This is a genomic window from Streptomyces sp. TAA204 (assembly GCF_000424965.1).
The window spans coordinates 173,934-189,132 of sequence record NZ_KE384281.1 but is presented as its reverse complement, the minus strand read 5'-3'; the positions used below and the strand labels follow the sequence as shown (position 1 = coordinate 189,132).

18 protein-coding genes, 3 tRNA genes and 1 pseudogene are annotated in these 15,199 nt (G+C 70.3%); 15 read left to right on the top strand and 7 right to left on the bottom strand.

The window, feature by feature from the left end:
- The 3 genes and pseudogenes from H343_RS35070 to gltX all read left to right on the top strand — a co-directional run.
- Positions 1-69 (top strand): annotated as a pseudogene (locus H343_RS35070) (ATP-binding protein); the annotation flags it as partial.
- 620 nt (positions 70-689) lie between these two features.
- Positions 690-1,472, top strand: a complete 783-nt coding sequence (locus H343_RS0125480) for a fumarylacetoacetate hydrolase family protein (RefSeq protein WP_028433430.1) — start codon at positions 690-692, stop codon at positions 1,470-1,472.
- Positions 1,465-3,009: a glutamate--tRNA ligase gene (gltX, locus tag H343_RS0125475; protein ID WP_028433429.1), complete on the top strand. Its 1,545-nt coding sequence runs from the start codon at positions 1,465-1,467 to the stop codon at positions 3,007-3,009. Before H343_RS0125480 ends, gltX begins: the two co-directional genes overlap by 8 nt.
- Positions 3,010-3,085: 76 nt before the next feature.
- Here gltX and H343_RS0125470 read toward each other — a convergent pair whose 3' ends face one another.
- From H343_RS0125470 to H343_RS0125460, 3 genes are all read right to left on the bottom strand, one after another.
- A complete protein-coding gene (locus tag H343_RS0125470) occupies positions 3,086-3,325 on the bottom strand; it encodes a hypothetical protein (protein ID WP_028433428.1) in 240 nt (79 codons plus the stop codon).
- Positions 3,322-3,651 carry a DUF6247 family protein gene (locus H343_RS0125465; RefSeq protein WP_486587043.1) on the bottom strand — a complete coding sequence of 110 codons (330 nt, stop codon included), beginning with the start codon at positions 3,649-3,651 and terminating at the stop codon, positions 3,322-3,324. Before H343_RS0125465 ends, H343_RS0125470 begins: the two co-directional genes overlap by 4 nt.
- A 208-nt stretch (positions 3,652-3,859) precedes the next feature.
- The gene (locus H343_RS0125460; RefSeq protein ID WP_028433426.1) at positions 3,860-4,318 is read right to left on the bottom strand and encodes an ATP-binding protein; all 459 of its coding nucleotides are present in this window, start codon (positions 4,316-4,318) and stop codon (positions 3,860-3,862) included.
- 122 nt (positions 4,319-4,440) lie between these two features.
- On the opposite strand from H343_RS0125460, the gene H343_RS0125455 reads away from it, so the two are divergent.
- From H343_RS0125455 to H343_RS0125435, 5 genes are all read left to right on the top strand, one after another.
- Complete coding sequence (locus H343_RS0125455) at positions 4,441-5,268, top strand: helix-turn-helix domain-containing protein (protein ID WP_486587042.1); 828 nt, start codon at positions 4,441-4,443, stop codon at positions 5,266-5,268.
- Positions 5,265-5,498: a DUF397 domain-containing protein gene (locus tag H343_RS0125450; protein ID WP_028433424.1), complete on the top strand. Its 234-nt coding sequence runs from the start codon at positions 5,265-5,267 to the stop codon at positions 5,496-5,498. Before H343_RS0125455 ends, H343_RS0125450 begins: the two co-directional genes overlap by 4 nt.
- Positions 5,499-5,648: 150 nt before the next feature.
- Positions 5,649-5,720: transfer RNA gene (locus H343_RS0125445), tRNA-Gln, on the top strand.
- 50 nt (positions 5,721-5,770) lie between these two features.
- Positions 5,771-5,843 (top strand) — tRNA-Glu (locus H343_RS0125440).
- A 31-nt stretch (positions 5,844-5,874) separates the two neighbouring features.
- Positions 5,875-5,947: transfer RNA gene (locus H343_RS0125435), tRNA-Glu, on the top strand.
- A gap of 182 nt (positions 5,948-6,129) precedes the next feature.
- Here the strand turns inward: H343_RS0125435 and ndgR are convergent.
- Positions 6,130-6,849, bottom strand: coding sequence for an IclR family transcriptional regulator NdgR (gene ndgR, locus H343_RS0125430; protein ID WP_028433423.1), 720 nt, complete (start codon positions 6,847-6,849; stop codon positions 6,130-6,132).
- Positions 6,850-7,016: 167 nt separating this feature from the next.
- Here ndgR and leuC point away from each other — a divergent pair, with 167 nt between their 5' ends.
- From leuC to H343_RS0125410, 4 genes are all read left to right on the top strand, one after another.
- Positions 7,017-8,441 (top strand): 3-isopropylmalate dehydratase large subunit, encoded by a 1,425-nt coding sequence (gene leuC / locus H343_RS0125425; protein ID WP_028433422.1) that lies wholly within the window; start codon positions 7,017-7,019, stop codon positions 8,439-8,441.
- A gap of 14 nt (positions 8,442-8,455) precedes the next feature.
- Complete coding sequence (gene leuD, locus H343_RS0125420) at positions 8,456-9,049, top strand: 3-isopropylmalate dehydratase small subunit (protein ID WP_028433421.1); 594 nt, start codon at positions 8,456-8,458, stop codon at positions 9,047-9,049.
- 137 nt (positions 9,050-9,186) lie between these two features.
- Positions 9,187-9,441, top strand: a complete 255-nt coding sequence (locus tag H343_RS0125415) for an SCO5555 family protein (protein WP_028433420.1) — start codon at positions 9,187-9,189, stop codon at positions 9,439-9,441.
- A 125-nt stretch (positions 9,442-9,566) separates the two neighbouring features.
- Positions 9,567-10,253 (top strand): HU family DNA-binding protein, encoded by a 687-nt coding sequence (locus H343_RS0125410; RefSeq protein WP_028433419.1) that lies wholly within the window; start codon positions 9,567-9,569, stop codon positions 10,251-10,253.
- A 159-nt stretch (positions 10,254-10,412) separates the two neighbouring features.
- On the opposite strand, the gene H343_RS0125405 is transcribed toward H343_RS0125410, so the two are convergent.
- Positions 10,413-10,616 (bottom strand): hypothetical protein, encoded by a 204-nt coding sequence (locus H343_RS0125405; protein WP_028433418.1) that lies wholly within the window; start codon positions 10,614-10,616, stop codon positions 10,413-10,415.
- Positions 10,617-10,640: 24 nt separating this feature from the next.
- On the bottom strand, positions 10,641-11,312 hold the full coding sequence (gene cofC, locus H343_RS32850; protein WP_051266026.1) for a 2-phospho-L-lactate guanylyltransferase: 672 nt from the start codon (positions 11,310-11,312) through the stop codon (positions 10,641-10,643).
- A 267-nt stretch (positions 11,313-11,579) separates the two neighbouring features.
- On the opposite strand from cofC, the gene H343_RS0125395 reads away from it, so the two are divergent.
- From H343_RS0125395 to H343_RS0125385, 3 genes are all read left to right on the top strand, one after another.
- Positions 11,580-12,386, top strand: coding sequence for a lysophospholipid acyltransferase family protein (locus H343_RS0125395; protein WP_028433417.1), 807 nt, complete (start codon positions 11,580-11,582; stop codon positions 12,384-12,386).
- Positions 12,383-13,384 carry an NAD(P)H-dependent glycerol-3-phosphate dehydrogenase gene (locus tag H343_RS0125390; protein ID WP_028433416.1) on the top strand — a complete coding sequence of 334 codons (1,002 nt, stop codon included), beginning with the start codon at positions 12,383-12,385 and terminating at the stop codon, positions 13,382-13,384. The genes H343_RS0125395 and H343_RS0125390 overlap by 4 nt, the downstream gene beginning before the upstream one ends.
- A 178-nt stretch (positions 13,385-13,562) precedes the next feature.
- Positions 13,563-14,699: a D-alanine--D-alanine ligase family protein gene (locus tag H343_RS0125385; protein ID WP_028433415.1), complete on the top strand. Its 1,137-nt coding sequence runs from the start codon at positions 13,563-13,565 to the stop codon at positions 14,697-14,699.
- On the opposite strand, the gene H343_RS32845 is transcribed toward H343_RS0125385, so the two are convergent.
- Entirely contained in the window at positions 14,696-15,193 is a 498-nt protein-coding gene (locus H343_RS32845) for a DUF3515 domain-containing protein (protein WP_051266023.1), read from the bottom strand. The two genes, H343_RS0125385 and H343_RS32845, sit on opposite strands and share 4 nt — an antisense overlap.
- Between the last annotated feature and the right edge of the window lie 6 nt (positions 15,194-15,199).

Here is a 15,199-nt window from a genome sequence, read left to right as displayed (position 1 = left end):
CACCGCGCGGACGCGAAGAGCGCCCTGATCACGCTGGTCGAACACGCGCTCATGGCCCGCCTGCGCTGACGCCCGAGCGGCGGGCGCCTCACGCCCGCCGCGGGCCGCATTCCCGTCACCCCCGTCCGAAGAGGCGGGGGTTCGTCGTGTGACGGGCGGGTGCGGTGCGTCCCGTGTGGGTGCGGCACCGCAGGAACGGCGCTCGCGGGGCCCTGCGGGGCGCTCCAGGCGCCGCACGCGCCCCTGTTGGGTAATTGGACCGCCGCGCGCCTCCCGCGCCCTCCTGGGGCCGTCCACGGGCTCCACCGCCGGCGCGGGTCTGGTGCGCGGGTCCGGAAGGGGGCCGACTCCACTCCACGGGCGGGCAGTTCGCCGGGCATGTGCCGCACGTGCCGGTACGCGCGATACGTGCCCCGCACACGTCAGTACCCGCGGTTGGCGCCCTGTACGCGTACCCGTCGCACGCGCCGTGGGAGCCCGCCGTTCTCCTCCGGGGGGAGCCGCGCGCACGACGAGCCCTCCGCACGACGAGCTGCCCGCACCACGAGCGTCCGGATCACGAGCCGTCGGGGCCACGAGCCGTACGCCACCGGGGCGCGACCCCGCGGCGGCCCCCGCCGCCCCGCCACCGCCGGTGGCATACGCTGGAGCGTCACCTCCAGCCGGCCAGTGAAGGGCGACCACCACCCGTGCGCATCGCAAGATTCTCCCTCGACGGAAACGTCGCCTTCGGCGTCGTGGAAGGGGACGCGGAGACCGAAGGCGGCCCCGTCCTCGACATCATCAAGGGCCACCCCTTCGCAGAGTTCGAGCGCTCGGGCCAGAAGCTCCCCATGGACAAGGTCCGGCTGCTGCCGCCCGTACTGCCCAACAAGGTCGTCGGCGTCGGCCGCAACTACGCCGACCACGCCAAGGAACTGGGCAACGAGGTCCCCGACGTCCCGGTCGTCTTCTTCAAGCCGTCGACCTCCGTGTGCGGCCCGGGCGACCCGGTCGGCTACCCCCGCTTCTCCTCCGAGGTGCACTACGAGGCCGAACTGGCCGTCGTCATCGGCCGGTTGTGCAAGGACGTCCCCCGCGAGCGCGTCAAGGACGTCATCCTCGGCTACACCTGCGGCAACGACATCACGGCCCGCGACGTCCAGCGCGCCGAGTCCCAGTGGGCCCGCGCGAAGGGCTTCGACGCCTCGTGTCCGCTCGGCCCCTGGGTGGAGACGGAGCTGGACGCGTCCGACCTCGGCGTGATGTGCACGGTCAACGGCGAGCAGCGCCAGCTCGGCCGTACGAGTGAGATGGTCCGCTCCGTGGAGGACCTGATCGTCCACATCACCGAGGCCATGACGCTGCTGCCCGGCGACGTCATCCTCACCGGCACCCCCGCGGGCGTCGGCCCCCTCAGCATCGGCGACGAGGTCGCCGTCACCATCGAAGGCATCGGCACTCTCACGAACAAGGTGGTCAAGCGTGACTGACGCGACCGCGAGCGCGACCCCGGCGAGCGCCGGCACGAAGGACGTCCGCGTACGGTTCTGTCCCTCCCCGACCGGCAACCCGCACGTGGGCCTGATCCGCACCGCCCTGTTCAACTGGGCGTTCGCCCGCCACCACGGCGGCACCCTCGTCTTCCGCATCGAGGACACCGACGCCGCCCGCGACACCGAGGAGTCCTACGAGCAGCTCCTGGACGCCATGCGCTGGCTCGGCCTCGACTGGGACGAGGGCCCCGCCGCCTTCGACGGCGGCACCGGCGCGAGCAGCGCCATCGGCGCCTACGGCCCCTACCGCCAGTCGCAGCGCATGGAGATCTACGCCGACATCGCGGTCAGGCTCCAGGAGGCCGGGTACGCCTACCCGTGCTACTGCACCGCCGAAGAGCTGGAGGTGCGCCGAGAGGCCGCCCGCAAGGAGGGCCGTCCCTCCGGCTACGACGGCAAGTGCCGCGAGCTGACCGCCGAGCAGATCGCCGCCTTCGAGGCCGAGGGACGCACCCACATCGTGCGCTTCCGCATGCCGGACGAGCCGATCACCTTCACCGACCTCGTACGCGGCGAGCTGACGTTCGCCCCCAAGGACGTCACCGACTTCGGCATCGTCCGCGCCAACGGCGCCCCGCTCTACACGCTCGTCAACCCCGTCGACGACGCGCTGATGGAGATCACGCACGTGCTGCGCGGCGAGGACCTGCTCTCCTCCACCCCGCGCCAGATCGCCCTCTACCGCGCCCTCGCGCAGCTCGGCGTCGGCAACGGCACCACCCCCGCCTTCGGCCACCTGCCGTACGTGATGGGGGAGGGCAACAAGAAGCTCTCCAAGCGCGACCCGCAGGCCTCGCTCAACCTCTACCGCGAGCGCGGCTTCCTGCCCCAGGGGCTGCTCAACTACCTCTCCCTGCTGGGCTGGTCGATCGCCGAGGACCGCGACATCTTCTCGATGGACGAGCTGGTCGCCGCCTTCGACATCACCGACGTCAACGCCAACCCGGCCCGCTTCGACCTGAAGAAGTGCGAGGCCATCAACGCCACGCACCTGCGCGAGATGCCGCTCGCCGACTTCACCGCCGCCTGCGAGCCGTGGCTGCGCGCCCCGTACGCGCCGTGGGCGCCGGAAGCCTTCGACCGGGCCGCCTTCGAGGAGCTGGCGCCGCTGGCGCAGACCCGGCTGACGGTGCTCTCCGACATCACCGCGAACGTCGACTTCCTCTTCCTCGACGAGCCCGTGCAGGACGAGGCGTCCTGGGCGAAGGCGATGAAGCCGGGCGCGGAGAACGTGCTGGCCACGGCGTGTACGAAGCTGGCCGGGGCGGAGTGGAACGCCGAGGCGCTCAAGGAAGCCGTCCTCGCGGCCGGTGAGGAGCACGGCCTGAAACTGGGCAAGGCCCAGGCCCCGGTCCGCGTCGCGGTCACGGGCCGCACGGTCGGCCTCCCGCTCTTCGAGTCCCTCGAACTGCTGGGCCGCGAGCGGACGCTGGCGCGCGTGGACGCGGCACTGGCGAAGCTGGGCACGGCCTGACGGCTGACGGAACCGCTGGCTCAGGCCCCGGAGCTTCGGTTCCAGGGCCTGACGAGTGACTTCAGATCTGCGCGCATCAGAGCGTGATGAGATTGATGACGTTGACCACGAGGTGGTGATCGGAAACCACGTACGTGATCATTCCGCCGAGGAAGAAGGCGGACCAGCTGTTGTCATTGTTGTTGCGGGCTCCATGTCCGAACGGGGAGTTGCTTAGCTTCTTCTCGAGCGCTTCGAGCGACGCTCGTTGAGCGGAGGGCAGCGCCGCCTTCATCTGCGCGGCGCGGTCGGCGTACCTGATTCCGTAGCTGCTCAACGCTCAGCCGCGTCTGGAGAGATGGGGTTGTTGTCCCAGTCGAACGCGTTGCCGTCGGCGTCACGAAAGACCATGCCGTCCGTGTCACCGTCATTGATGCGTCGAACCGTGTCCTCGAGTTCGTCCATGTAACCGGGCGTGGCGCAAGCGCAGGCAGCCGGGAACCACTTGTCGAGAGCGGCGTCCATCGCCTCCTGGTCGAACTCCCCGGCGGCGCACATGAAGTCCTGAGTGAAGCCACGCAACCAGTCGGGCCGCCGCTCAAGCGCGTTGCGGATGGCGCCGGGGGTCTTCTCGCAAGCGGTGGGATCCACGTCGGTGGGCACAGCCAGACCTCCTCGGGCGTCGGTCAACGGTGGACAGGTCTTCATGCTACGGACTCCATGGAGGAGGGGGCGGGAGGCATCTGTGGCTGCCTCGGCCGAGGCAGCCACAGGGTCTGCGCAGTCATATGCGCGGTTTTTCCGGTTACTCGCGCCGATCTTGATATCACCGGGACGCACGGGTCAAACCCTGGGTCAACGACCATTGACGTCAGGTAGTCGCTCGGCCAGGCTCCACCAGCAGGCGGGCCCAGACCGTTTTGCCGACCACCCGGTCCCGTACGCCCCACTCCGCCGCCAGCGCCGCGACGAGCGGGAGCCCGCGGCCCGACTCGGCCGACGCCGGTACGGCGGCGGGAGGGGCGGCATCCGGGGACGGTCGCCCGTCCCCGGTGTCCGAGACCTCCACGGTGACGGACTTCTCCAGGTCGTAGACCAGCCGCAGTTCGACGAGGCGCCCGGGGACGCGTCCGTGCCGCACCGCGTTGGTCACCAACTCCGAGACGACGAGGGCGGCATCCTCCACCTCGCTCCCCGCCACGCCCCAGTGGGTCAGTGCGTGGGCCGCCGCGTGGCGGGCCGCCGGAACGATGCGGGGAACGGACGGGAACCGCCGCCACCAGATGAGAGACGCCAGCGCGGGTGCCGTCTCATGACTTTCCGAGTTCATGTGCACAGAGTCGTCGCACGCGACTACTTTCGGTAGTGATCGCATGTCGACGGCGGTGGACGACGACCCCGGCGGCGTCGGCGTTGAGTCGTGTTGGGGCGTGTTGAAGGGGGTTGTGACGGGTGGTGGCGACGACGGCGCAGGGGAAGAAGGTGGCCTCACCGGCGGGGCAGTACTTCGCGGAAGTCCTGCGGCTGCTGCGGAGTTCGGCCGGGCTGTCCCAGAACGACCTGGGCGCGCGCATGAACTACACGGGCGCGGCAGTCAGCGCGGTGGAGACCTGCGCCAAGCCGGCGACGGACGAGTTCGTCGAGGCGGCGGAGAAGGCGCTCGACGCGGGCGGCGTCATCCGCGCCGCGAGCAAGTACCTCCGGCTGGAGCGGTATCCGGAGTACTTCCAGGGCTTCGTGCAGATGGAGCAGGAGGCGCTGAGCGTCATGTCCTGGTGCACGCAGGTGATCGACGGTCTGCTCCAGACGGAGGCGTACACACGTGAGGTGCTGCGGTGCGGATTCCCCCCGGTGGACGAGGAAGAGCTTGAGCAACTCACGGCCGCACGGTTGGAACGTGCGGCACTGCTGACGAGAAAACCGGTGTGCGTGGTCGACGTCGTTCTCGAAGAGGGTGCGGTGCGGCGGCAGGTTGGTGACGCGAGCGCGATGAAGGCTCAGTACGAGCACCTGTTGGCCTGCGCTGAGCGGCCGAACGTAACCCTTCAGGTGATGCCGACAGTGCGGGGAGCGCACGCGGGGTTGCGGGGGCCGATGAAGCTCGTTGAGACACCCGAGGACGAGCGACTCGTGTACATGGAGGGCAACGACAGGAGCACTCTCGTATCCAGGCCGGATGAAGTCGGTACGCTGGCGCGACGCTGTGCCATGATCGGGCGGCAAGCCCTCCGTCCGGAGGAATCCCTCAGTCTCATCGAGCAGTTGGCGGGAGAGCTATGAGAGAGCTGGTCTGGCGGAAGAGCAGTTACAGCGATGCCAGCGGCGGTGACTGTGTGGAGGTCGCCCTCGATTGGCGGAAGAGCAGTTACAGCGACTCCGGTGGCGGCGACTGCGTCGAGGTCGCGGCCTGTCCGGGGATCGTCCACGTGCGTGACTCCAAGCGCATATCGGGCCCCGCTCTCAGCCTCGCCCCCGCCGCCTGGTGCCGCTTCCTCGCGGCCCTGCGGTAGCGGATCGGCCCGGCGTCGCCGGTGGGAACCCGTTTTGGAGCCCGGTCCGCGATCAGGTAATGTTCTGCCTGTCGCCGACGGAGCGAGGCCACAAGGCCCGGCCGGAAGGCGGTCACCCGGACAAGATCCCGACGAGGGGTTGCGTTTTGGTGGGCTATGGTGTAATTGGCAGCACGACTGATTCTGGTTCAGTTAGTCTAGGTTCGAGTCCTGGTAGCCCAGCGCGATCTTGAGCAAATGCGTTGCGCAAGCTGCGAGTTGACAAGATCGAGGCCCCCGTTGTGTAGCGGCCTAGCACGCCGCCCTCTCAAGGCGGTAGCGCCGGTTCGAATCCGGTCGGGGGTACGGGTTCACGTTCGTCGTGGACCAGGCTGGGGCCCCCGTTGTGTAGCGGCCTAGCACGCCGCCCTCTCAAGGCGGTAGCGCCGGTTCGAATCCGGTCGGGGGTACTCGATCTCCCAGAAGGCTCTCCGTGAGATGCGGAGGGCCTTTTGTGTTGTCGTCCAAGTCTCCGTGCGGCAGAGCCGGTTGAACCGTCCACCGCGTTGTGGAGGCCGGTGGAAGCCAGGGGCACCGGCCAGGGACGTCCGGGCTCTCGCGGTCCACGGCCGGCGTCCCGGCGGCCCGCCGCTCAGCCCGTCGTGCGGCGCAGCGCGTCGCTCAGCCGGGCCGCCGCGTCCACGATCGCCTGCGCGTGCATACGTCCGGGGTGCCGGGTCAGACGCTCGAGGGGTCCGGAGACCGAGACGGCGGCGACGACGCGGTTGGACGGGCCGCGCACCGGGGCGGAGACGGAGGCCACGCCCGGTTCGCGTTCGCCCACGGACTGTGCCCAGCCCCTGCGGCGTACGCCCGAGAGCGCCGTGGCGGTGAAGCGGGCGCCCTGCAGGCCGCGGTGCAGGCGCTCCGGTTCCTCCCAGGCCATCAGGATCTGTGCCGCGGACCCCGCCTTCATCGGCAGGGTCGAGCCGACCGGCACGGTGTCCCGCAGTCCGGACAGCCGCTCGGCGGCGGCCACGCAGATGCGCATCTCACCCTGGCGGCGGTAGAGCTGGGCGCTCTCGCCCGTCACGTCGCGCAGATGTGTGAGAACCGGCCCGGCCGAGGCCAGGAGGCGGTCCTCGCCGGCTGCCGCGGCCAGCTCGCCGAGGCGGGGGCCGAGGATGAAGCGCCCTTGTATGTCCCGGGCCACCATGCGGTGGTGCTCCAGGGCCACGGCCAGCCGGTGGGCCGTGGGACGCGCCAGGCCGGTGGCCGACACGAGTCCCGCGAGAGTGGCCGGACCGGACTCCAGAGCGCTCAATACCAGAGCCGCCTTGTCGAGTACGCCGACGCCGCTAGAGTTGTCCATGCGTCGATACTCGCGTCTCAAAGTGTGAAACGCAAGTTCCTTTTCCGGCGCCACCCGCCACCCTGGAGTGGCGAAGCACACGTGGGCCCCGGGGGACCGTCGCAGGGGACCGTGTGCCACTTGATCTCGAGATGTGGCCGGCGACGCGGCCGGCCGGAGGGAAAGCGATGGGACGGACACTCGCGGAGAAAGTCTGGGACGACCATGTCGTGCGGCGCGTGGAAGGCGAACCGGACCTCCTCTTCATCGATCTGCACCTGCTGCACGAGGTGACCAGCCCGCAGGCGTTCGACGGGCTCCGCCAGAACGGCCGCCAGGTGCGCCGCACGGACCTCACCATCGCGACCGAGGACCACAACACCCCCACCCTGGACATCGACAAGCCCGTCGCCGACCCGGTCTCGCGCACCCAGCTGGAGACCCTGCGCAAGAACTGCGCGGACTTCGGCGTTCGGCTGCACCCGCTGGGCGACGTCGAGCAGGGCGTCGTGCACGTCGTCGGGCCGCAGCTCGGCCTGACCCAGCCCGGCACGACGGTCGTCTGCGGCGACTCGCACACCTCCACGCACGGCGCGTTCGGCGCACTGGCCTTCGGTATCGGCACCAGCCAGGTCGAGCACGTACTGGCCACGCAGACGCTGCCGATGGCGCCGTTCCGGACGATGGCGGTCACCGTCAACGGCGAACTTCCCGACGACGTCTCGGCGAAGGACCTGATCCTGGCGGTCATCGCGAAGATCGGCACCGGCGGCGGCCAGGGCTACGTCATCGAGTACCGCGGCGAGGCCGTGGAGAAGCTGTCGATGGAAGCGCGGATGACCATCTGCAACATGTCCATCGAGGCCGGCGCCCGCGCCGGGATGATCGCCCCCGACGAGACGACGTTCGCGTACGTGCAGGGCCGCCCGCACGCGCCGCAGGGCGCCGACTGGGACGCCGCGGTCGAGTACTGGAGGACGCTGCGCACCGACGACGACGCCGTCTTCGACCACGAGGTCGTCATCGAGGCCGGGGACTTGGCGCCGTTCGTGACCTGGGGAACCAACCCCGGCCAGGGCGCACCGCTGTCCGAGTCCGTGCCGGACCCGGCGTCCTTCCAGGACGGGGCGGCGAAGCTGGCCGCCGAGAAGGCGCTGGAGTACATGGGGCTGAGCGCCGGACAGCCGCTGCGCGAGGTCGCCGTCGACACCGTCTTCGTCGGCTCGTGCACCAACGGCCGTATCGAAGACCTGCGTTCGGCGGCGGCCGTCCTCGAGGGGCGGCAGGTCGCCCAGGGCACGCGGATGCTGGTCGTGCCCGGCTCCGTGCGCGTCTCGCTGCAGGCCGTCGAGGAGGGGCTGGACAAGGTCTTCACCGCGGCCGGGGCCGAATGGCGGCACGCGGGCTGTTCGATGTGCCTGGGGATGAACCCCGATCAGCTCAAGCCGGGTGAGCGCGCCGCGTCCACCTCCAACCGCAACTTCGAGGGCAGGCAGGGCAAGGGCGGCCGCACCCATCTGGTCTCCCCGCAGGTCGCCGCCGCCACGGCGGTGCTGGGCCACCTCGCCTCACCCGCCGACCTGTCCGACGTGCGCGAGCCCGCCGCCGTCTGAGGAGGACGCAACACATGGAAGCCTTCACCACTCACACGGGCCGGGTCGTTCCGCTGCGCCGCAGCAACGTCGACACCGACCAGATCATCCCCGCCCACTGGCTGAAGAAGGTCACCCGGGACGGCTTCGAGGACGGGCTGTTCGAGGCGTGGCGCAAGGACCCCTCGTTCGTGCTCAACCAGGAGGCGTACAAGGGCGGCACGGTGCTCGTCGCCGGCGAGGACTTCGGGACCGGCTCCTCCCGTGAACACGCCGTCTGGGCGTTGCAGAACTACGGCTTCAAGGTCGTGATCTCCCCGCGCTTCGCGGACATCTTCCGTGGCAACTCGCTGAAGAACGGCCTGCTCACGGTCGTGCTGCCGCAGCAGACGGTGGATGCCCTGTGGGAGCTGGCCGAGTCGGACCCCAGCGTCGGGGTGACCGTCGATCTCGTACGGCGCAAGGTGCTCGCCCCCGGTATCGATGCGGACTTCGAGCTGGACGAGAACGCCCGCTGGCGGCTGCTCGAAGGACTGGACGACATCAGCCTCACGCTCAAGAACGAGGAGGCCATCGCCGCCTTCGAGGCACAGCGAGCGGGGTTCAAGCCCGTGACGCAGAAGGCGTGAGCCCGGCCTGACCGGCGCTCGCAGCGCCCCGCGCGACAGCGCGTACCCCCGGCGCCCCCCGCTCGCAAGGCGGGGGGCGCATCCGCGTGTTGGGCACGTGCCATGCGACAACTCACCGCAGATGGCACAATCGGTGCATGGAACGCGACGGTCAACTCGATCTCTACGACCGGCTCGCCGCCCGCTTGAAGGAGGCGCACGCAAGAGTGCGCACACTGCAAGTCCCCGAGGGCGTACGGGTGGCGCTGACGCGCAAGCTGCTCGTCATCACGGCGGCCTCGAAGCACGATCTCGCCGACGCGGAGCGGCGTGTGGACCGTCTGATGACGGATATCGACGAGGGACGCCTCCCCGAGGAACAGGCAGGCAAGCGCGCTGACGGAACTCGATGAAGGGCGAGTTCGTTGCGGCACAAGGGTGATTCGCCCGTTTCATGTTTGATTCGCGGTATATATCTGCCTAGCGTGCGAAAAAGCTTGAACACATTCGTTCCTGCAATGGTTCCGAAGGGGAAGACGTGAACAAGGCGCAGCTCGTAGAAGCAATCCAGGACAAGCTCGGTGGCAGGCAGCAGGCCGCGGACGCCGTGGACGTGGTGCTCGACGCGATCGTCCGCTCGGTCGTGTCGGGGGAGCGGGTATCGGTCACCGGGTTCGGCTCGTTCGAGAAGGTCGACCGCCCCGCCCGCTACGCCCGCAACCCGCAGACGGGGGAGAGGGTCCGGGTGAGGAAGACCTCGGTGCCGCGCTTCCGGGCGGGCGCCGGTTTCAAGGAACTGGTCAGCGGAGCGAAGAAGCTTCCGAAGAACGACGTCGCGGTGAAGAAGGCCCCGAAGGGCAGCCTGATGAGCGGCACTTCCGCGAAGAAGGCCACCACGAAGCGGGCCGCGGCGAAGAAGTCCACCGCCAAGAAGGCCACCGCCAAGCGCACCGCCGCGAAGAAGTCGACCGCCGCCAAGACCACCGCGAAGCGCACGCCCGCGAAGAAGAGCGCGGCGAAGAAGTCCACGGCCAAGGCGGCGACGGCGAAGAAGTCGACCGCCAAGAAGACCGCCGCGAAGAAGTCCACGGCCAAGAAGTCCACCGCGAAGAAGTCGACGGCGAAGAAGGCCACCGCCAAGAAGGCGCCGGCCAGGAAGGCGCCGGGGCGCAGGACCGCCGCCCGCAAGACCACCGCCAAGAGGGCCACCGCGCGCAGGCGCTGAGTTGGCCAGGACCCGCAGCGCCGGGCCGGACTCCCCCGGGGAGTCCGGCCCGGCGGGCGTTCGGGGCGGCCCGCGTGCCGTCCCCGCAGGGCCGCCGGTGCCGTGGCCGGGAAGGTTCGCCGGGCGTCGCGAGCCGCTGGTGCCTCCCGGTCACACCCGCTAGAGCGTCTGCAGGGTCACGAAGGTGACGCGGCGCTCCTCGCCTGTGCCCTCGACCTCCACGCGGACGCGCTGCCCGGGGCGCAGAAGGCGCAGCCCCCCGGCGTCGAAGGCGGCGGCGTCGAACGGGAGCGGCGTGCCGTCGTCGAGCAGGACGCTGCCGGTGCGGGTCCCGGGGTCGTAGGTGTAGGAAGTGGCCTGCATGCCCGGCAGCCTAGACGAGACCCCTCAGGCGCTGTTGGCGGGAGCCGCCCCCGCGTCCGGGCACCGGGCCCGCGCCGTGAAGGGCCCCACCCCCAGAGCGACGGCCGCGGCCAGATCCGTCTGGGTGTCCACGTCCCGCCGGACGCTCTCCACGCCCGACAGGCGGATCTCCACGGCTCCCGAAGCGCGGTGGCGGGCGCGGGAGCGCGGGCCGAAGTGCGGGGAGAGTTCGTGACCCGGCAGGGCGGAGAGCAGTGTCGTGCCGCTGCCCACCGCGTCCGGCAGGAAGGCGCGGGGAGAGCGTGCTGCGGCGCTCAGCACGTCGGCGAGCTCGGCGGGCCGCAGAGCGGGAAGGTCGGCGTTGAGGGCGGCCAGCGGTGCCTGCGGGTGGCGGGCACGGACGAGTGCGGCGCCGTGTGCCAGCGCGGGATTGAGACCGCAGTCCGCCTCGTCCGGGACGATACGAGCCCCCAGCGCGCTCAGCTCCCGGGCGGCCAGCCGATCGCTGGTGACAACTGCCACACCCCGTACGGCCGTACAGGCCAGCGCCGCGCGCACGGTGTCCTGTGCGAACGCCAGCGCGAGGTGCGCGCGCGCCGGGTCGTCCGGAGCCGCGGTGAGCCTGCTCTTGGCCCGTATCAGCGGCTTCAACGGCACCACGAGGGTCCACGCGACAGGCGTCACTGGTGACTGCATCACCCTCATTCTCACCCGCCGCCGGTCCGCCGCCACCGGCGTGGGGCTACGGTTGCTCCTCAGACGCAGACAGGCCGTGTGCTCGACACGGTGGGGTGCGGGGGGTGAGACTTGCTCCTCGCGCGCTGGGGAGATCCCACGCTCGCCGTGCTGGGCAGGCCCCCACCGTTGTGCCGAGGGCCCCGTGCCCGCTTCGCGGGAGGCCGGTCTCACCGCCGCCGGGGAGCCACGCGGCTGTTCGAAGAGGCAAGAGGAGATGGTGTCCGGGTGTCCCGCCGCAGAATCGGCTTCTGGTACCGCCTTGCCGCGGTCTTGGTGAAACCGCCGCTCGTGGTCTTCTTCAATCGGGACTGGCGCGGAATGGAACACATTCCGGACGACGGCGGATTTATCACGGTCGTCAATCACAACTCGGCCCTGGACCCGCTTTCCTACGCCCACTTCCAGTACAACACCGGACGGGTCCCGCGGTTTCTGGCGAAGGTCGACCTGTTCAAGGACGGGTTCGTCGGAAGGGCCATGCGCGGCACCGGGCAGATTCCCGTCTACCGTGAGACCAAGGACGCCATAGGGGCCTTCCGTGCCGCCGTGGAAGCCATCAACAACGGCGAGTGCGTGGCGTTCTACCCCGAGGGCACCCTCACCCGGGAGCCCGGAATGTGGCCGATGAAGGGCAAGACGGGAGCTGCCCGCGTGGCGCTGGCCACGAAAGCACCGGTTGTTCCCGTCGCCCAGTGGGGCGCGAATCTCGCCGTCCCCCCGTACCCGAAGCGCAAGGACATCAGGCTCTTTCCGCGCAAGACCCTGGTGGTGCAGGCCGGACCGCCCATCGATCTCTCGGAGTTCTACGGGCAGGAGCCGACCGCGGCCGTACTGCGTGAGGTCACCGAACGCATCATGGACGAGATCACGGCACAGCTCTCCGACATCCGCGGGGAACCCGCGCCGGTCGAACGGTTCGATCAGCGCGAGGCCCTGCAGCGGCGGCAGGAGATCCCGCACGAGCAGCCGCCTGCGGAGCGGGCACAGACGGACACGGCGCCCCCCGGGGCGGCGGGGGGAGACAAGGCGTGACGAAAGCTGCCGTGTTCGGCACGGGTTCCTGGGGTACGGCCTTCGCGATGGTGCTCGCCGACGCGGGCTGCGAAGTGACCCTCTGGGGTCGCAGGCCCGAGCTCGCGGAAGCGGTCAACACCCGCCGCGTGAACCCCGACTACCTCCCGGACGCCGAACTTCCCGCGGGGGTCACGGCCACGACCGACCCGTCCGAGGCGGCGCGGGACGCGGAGTTCACCGTGCTCGCCGTCCCCTCCCAGACGCTGCGCGGCAACCTCTCCGAGTGGACGCCGCTGCTGCACCCCGCAACCGTCCTGGTCTCGCTCATGAAGGGCATCGAACTGGGCACGGCCAAGCGGATGAGCGAGGTCGTCGAAGAGGTCGCCGGAGTGGAACGCTCCAGGGTGGCGGTGCTCACCGGCCCGAACCTCGCCCGGGAGATCGCCGCCCGCCGTCCGGCGGCCTCGGTGGTGGCCTGTGTGGACGAGACGGTCGCGCAGCGGCTGCAGGGCGCCTGCCACACGCCCTACTTCCGTCCGTACACCAACACCGACGTCGTCGGCTGTGAACTGGGCGGAGCGGTCAAGAACGTGATCGCGCTGGCGGTCGGCATCGCCGACGGCATGGAACTCGGCGACAACGCCAAGGCGTCCCTGATCACCCGCGGCCTCGCCGAGACCACCCGGCTCGGGCTGGCCATGGGCGCCGACGCGCGCACCTTCGCGGGCCTCGCCGGCATGGGAGACCTCGTGGCCACCTGTTCCTCGCCGCTCTCCCGCAATCACACCTTCGGCACCAACCTCGGCCGGGGCATGACGCTGCAGGAGACGATCGCGGTGACACGGCAGACCGCGGAAGGTGTCAAGTCCTGCGAGTCCGTACGTGAACTGGCCCGCCGGTACGGGGTGGAGATGCCCCTGACGGAGACCGTGGTCGGCATCGTGCACGACGGCAAACCGCCCCTGGTCGCGCTCAAGGAACTGATGTCGCGCAGCGCGAAGGCCGAACGCGTCTGAGGCGCCGCCGCACAGCGCGCAGGTGTCGTACCTCCGTGGCACGGGGCCGATCCGCCCCGTGCCACGGCGCGTTCACACCCGGGCGGTGAACCGGTGCGCGCGGGGCGGCCGGTGCGCCCACGACGCGGGCCCCCGGCACCCTGACGCGTCGGGAACCAGGCGGTAGAGTCGGGCCGATATGAGCAGCCAGAGCCACTCCCGGAAGCCCCGCGTCGCCGTCGTCTTCGGCGGTCGAAGCTCGGAGCACGCGATCTCAGTCGTCACAGCCGGTGCCGTACTCGGCGCCATCGACCGTGAGAAGTACGAGGTGCTGCCCATCGGCATCACCACGGACGGCCACTGGGCGCTGACGGCGGACGAACCCGAGCGCATGGCCATCGAGAACCGCAAGCTGCCCAGTGTCTCGGAGCTGGCCGACTCCAACCCCGGCGGCGTCCTGCTGCCCCTGGAGCCGGGCAACCGCGAGGTGACGTACCACGAGCCCGGCTCCGTGCCCAAGGCACTCGGCGAGGTCGACGTCGTCTTCCCCGTGCTGCACGGCCCGTACGGTGAAGACGGCACTCTTCAGGGTCTGCTGGAGATGTCGGGCGTGCCCTACGTCGGCGCCGGCGTGCTCGCCTCGGCCGTGGGCATGGACAAGGAGTACATGAAGCGGATCTTCCAGTCCTTCGGGCTGCCGGTCGGTCCGTACGTGGCCATCCGTCCCCGTGACTGGGCGGCGGATCCGGGGGCCGCGCGCAAGCGGATCGTGGACCTGGCCGGCGAGCACGGCTGGCCGCTGTTCGTGAAGCCCGCCCGTGCGGGCTCGTCGATGGGCATCACCAAGGTCGACGACATCGGCGGCCTCGACGAGGCGATCGCCGAGGCGCAGCGCCACGACCCGAAGGTCGTCGTGGAGTCGCTGCTCAGCGGCCGCGAGATCGAGTGCGGTGTGCTGGAGTTCGAGGACGGCCCGCGTGCCAGCGTCCCCGCGGAGATCCCGCCGGTGAGCGCGCACGACTTCTACGACTTCGAGGCGAAGTACATCGACTCCGCGTCCGGCATCGTCCCCGCTCAGCTCGACCCCCAGGAGACGGCCCGGGTCCAGGAGCTGGCGGTACGGGCGTTCGAGGCGGCCTCCTGCGAGGGGCTGGTCCGCGCCGACTTCTTCCGTACGGACGACGGCCGGTTCGTGATCAACGAGATCAACACCATGCCGGGGTTCACGCCCATCTCCATGTACCCGCGCATGTGGGAGAAGAGCGGCGTCGACTATGCCGAACTGGTGGACCGGCTCATCCAGGCGGCGCTGCGGCGGGAGACGGGACTGCGCTAGGAGCTCCCGGAGCGCCCCGGCAACGAGGCCCGTACGGGCTCGGCGAGGTCGGTCAGCGCGCCGATCTCGGGCGCGTAGCTGTCCGGGACCGTCAACTCGACGTGGGCCGCGCGGTCCGTGGTGGTGAAGCGGTAGCCGTCCTCGCGCTCCTCCAGCAGCCAGGAGACTCCGTCGACTTCCGCGGCCTCCGCCGTGGGGTTGTAATGTTCACTGCCGGGCGTGAGCTTCTCGGGGCGTGGCACTCCGCAGCGCAGTTCGATGGCCGGATCGCCCCACGCCGCGGTGTACTTCGAGGCGGGATCCAGCGTGATCCGCTGCTGCCCGTCCACGCGCTTCGGCAGCCGTTCGTGCAGCGAGCGGCACAGTTCGGCGGCCTTGCCGGAGGGGGTGGGGGCCGCCGGCCCGCCCTGCCCCGTGTCCCCGCATCCCGCGGCGGCCAGGAGCGCGGCGGTGACGGCGACCGTGAACGGCGCCCGGCGGTACGAGGAGTGCACCGGGCG

Excerpts from the sequence above, each read along its gene's own strand:
- H343_RS0125460 (WP_028433426.1), bottom strand. The coding sequence starts at position 4,318 with ATGAACTCGGAAAGTCATGAGACGGCACCCGCGCTGGCGTCTCTCATC.
- H343_RS0125450 (WP_028433424.1), top strand. The coding sequence starts at position 5,265 with ATGAGAGAGCTGGTCTGGCGGAAGAGCAGTTACAGCGATGCCAGCGGC.
- ndgR (WP_028433423.1), bottom strand. The coding sequence starts at position 6,849 with ATGGACAACTCTAGCGGCGTCGGCGTACTCGACAAGGCGGCTCTGGTA.
- leuC (WP_028433422.1), top strand. The coding sequence starts at position 7,017 with ATGGGACGGACACTCGCGGAGAAAGTCTGGGACGACCATGTCGTGCGG.
- leuD (WP_028433421.1), top strand. The coding sequence starts at position 8,456 with ATGGAAGCCTTCACCACTCACACGGGCCGGGTCGTTCCGCTGCGCCGC.
- H343_RS0125415 (WP_028433420.1), top strand. The coding sequence starts at position 9,187 with ATGGAACGCGACGGTCAACTCGATCTCTACGACCGGCTCGCCGCCCGC.
- H343_RS0125405 (WP_028433418.1), bottom strand. The coding sequence starts at position 10,616 with ATGCAGGCCACTTCCTACACCTACGACCCCGGGACCCGCACCGGCAGC.
- cofC (WP_051266026.1), bottom strand. The coding sequence starts at position 11,312 with ATGCAGTCACCAGTGACGCCTGTCGCGTGGACCCTCGTGGTGCCGTTG.
- H343_RS0125385 (WP_028433415.1), top strand. The coding sequence starts at position 13,563 with ATGAGCAGCCAGAGCCACTCCCGGAAGCCCCGCGTCGCCGTCGTCTTC.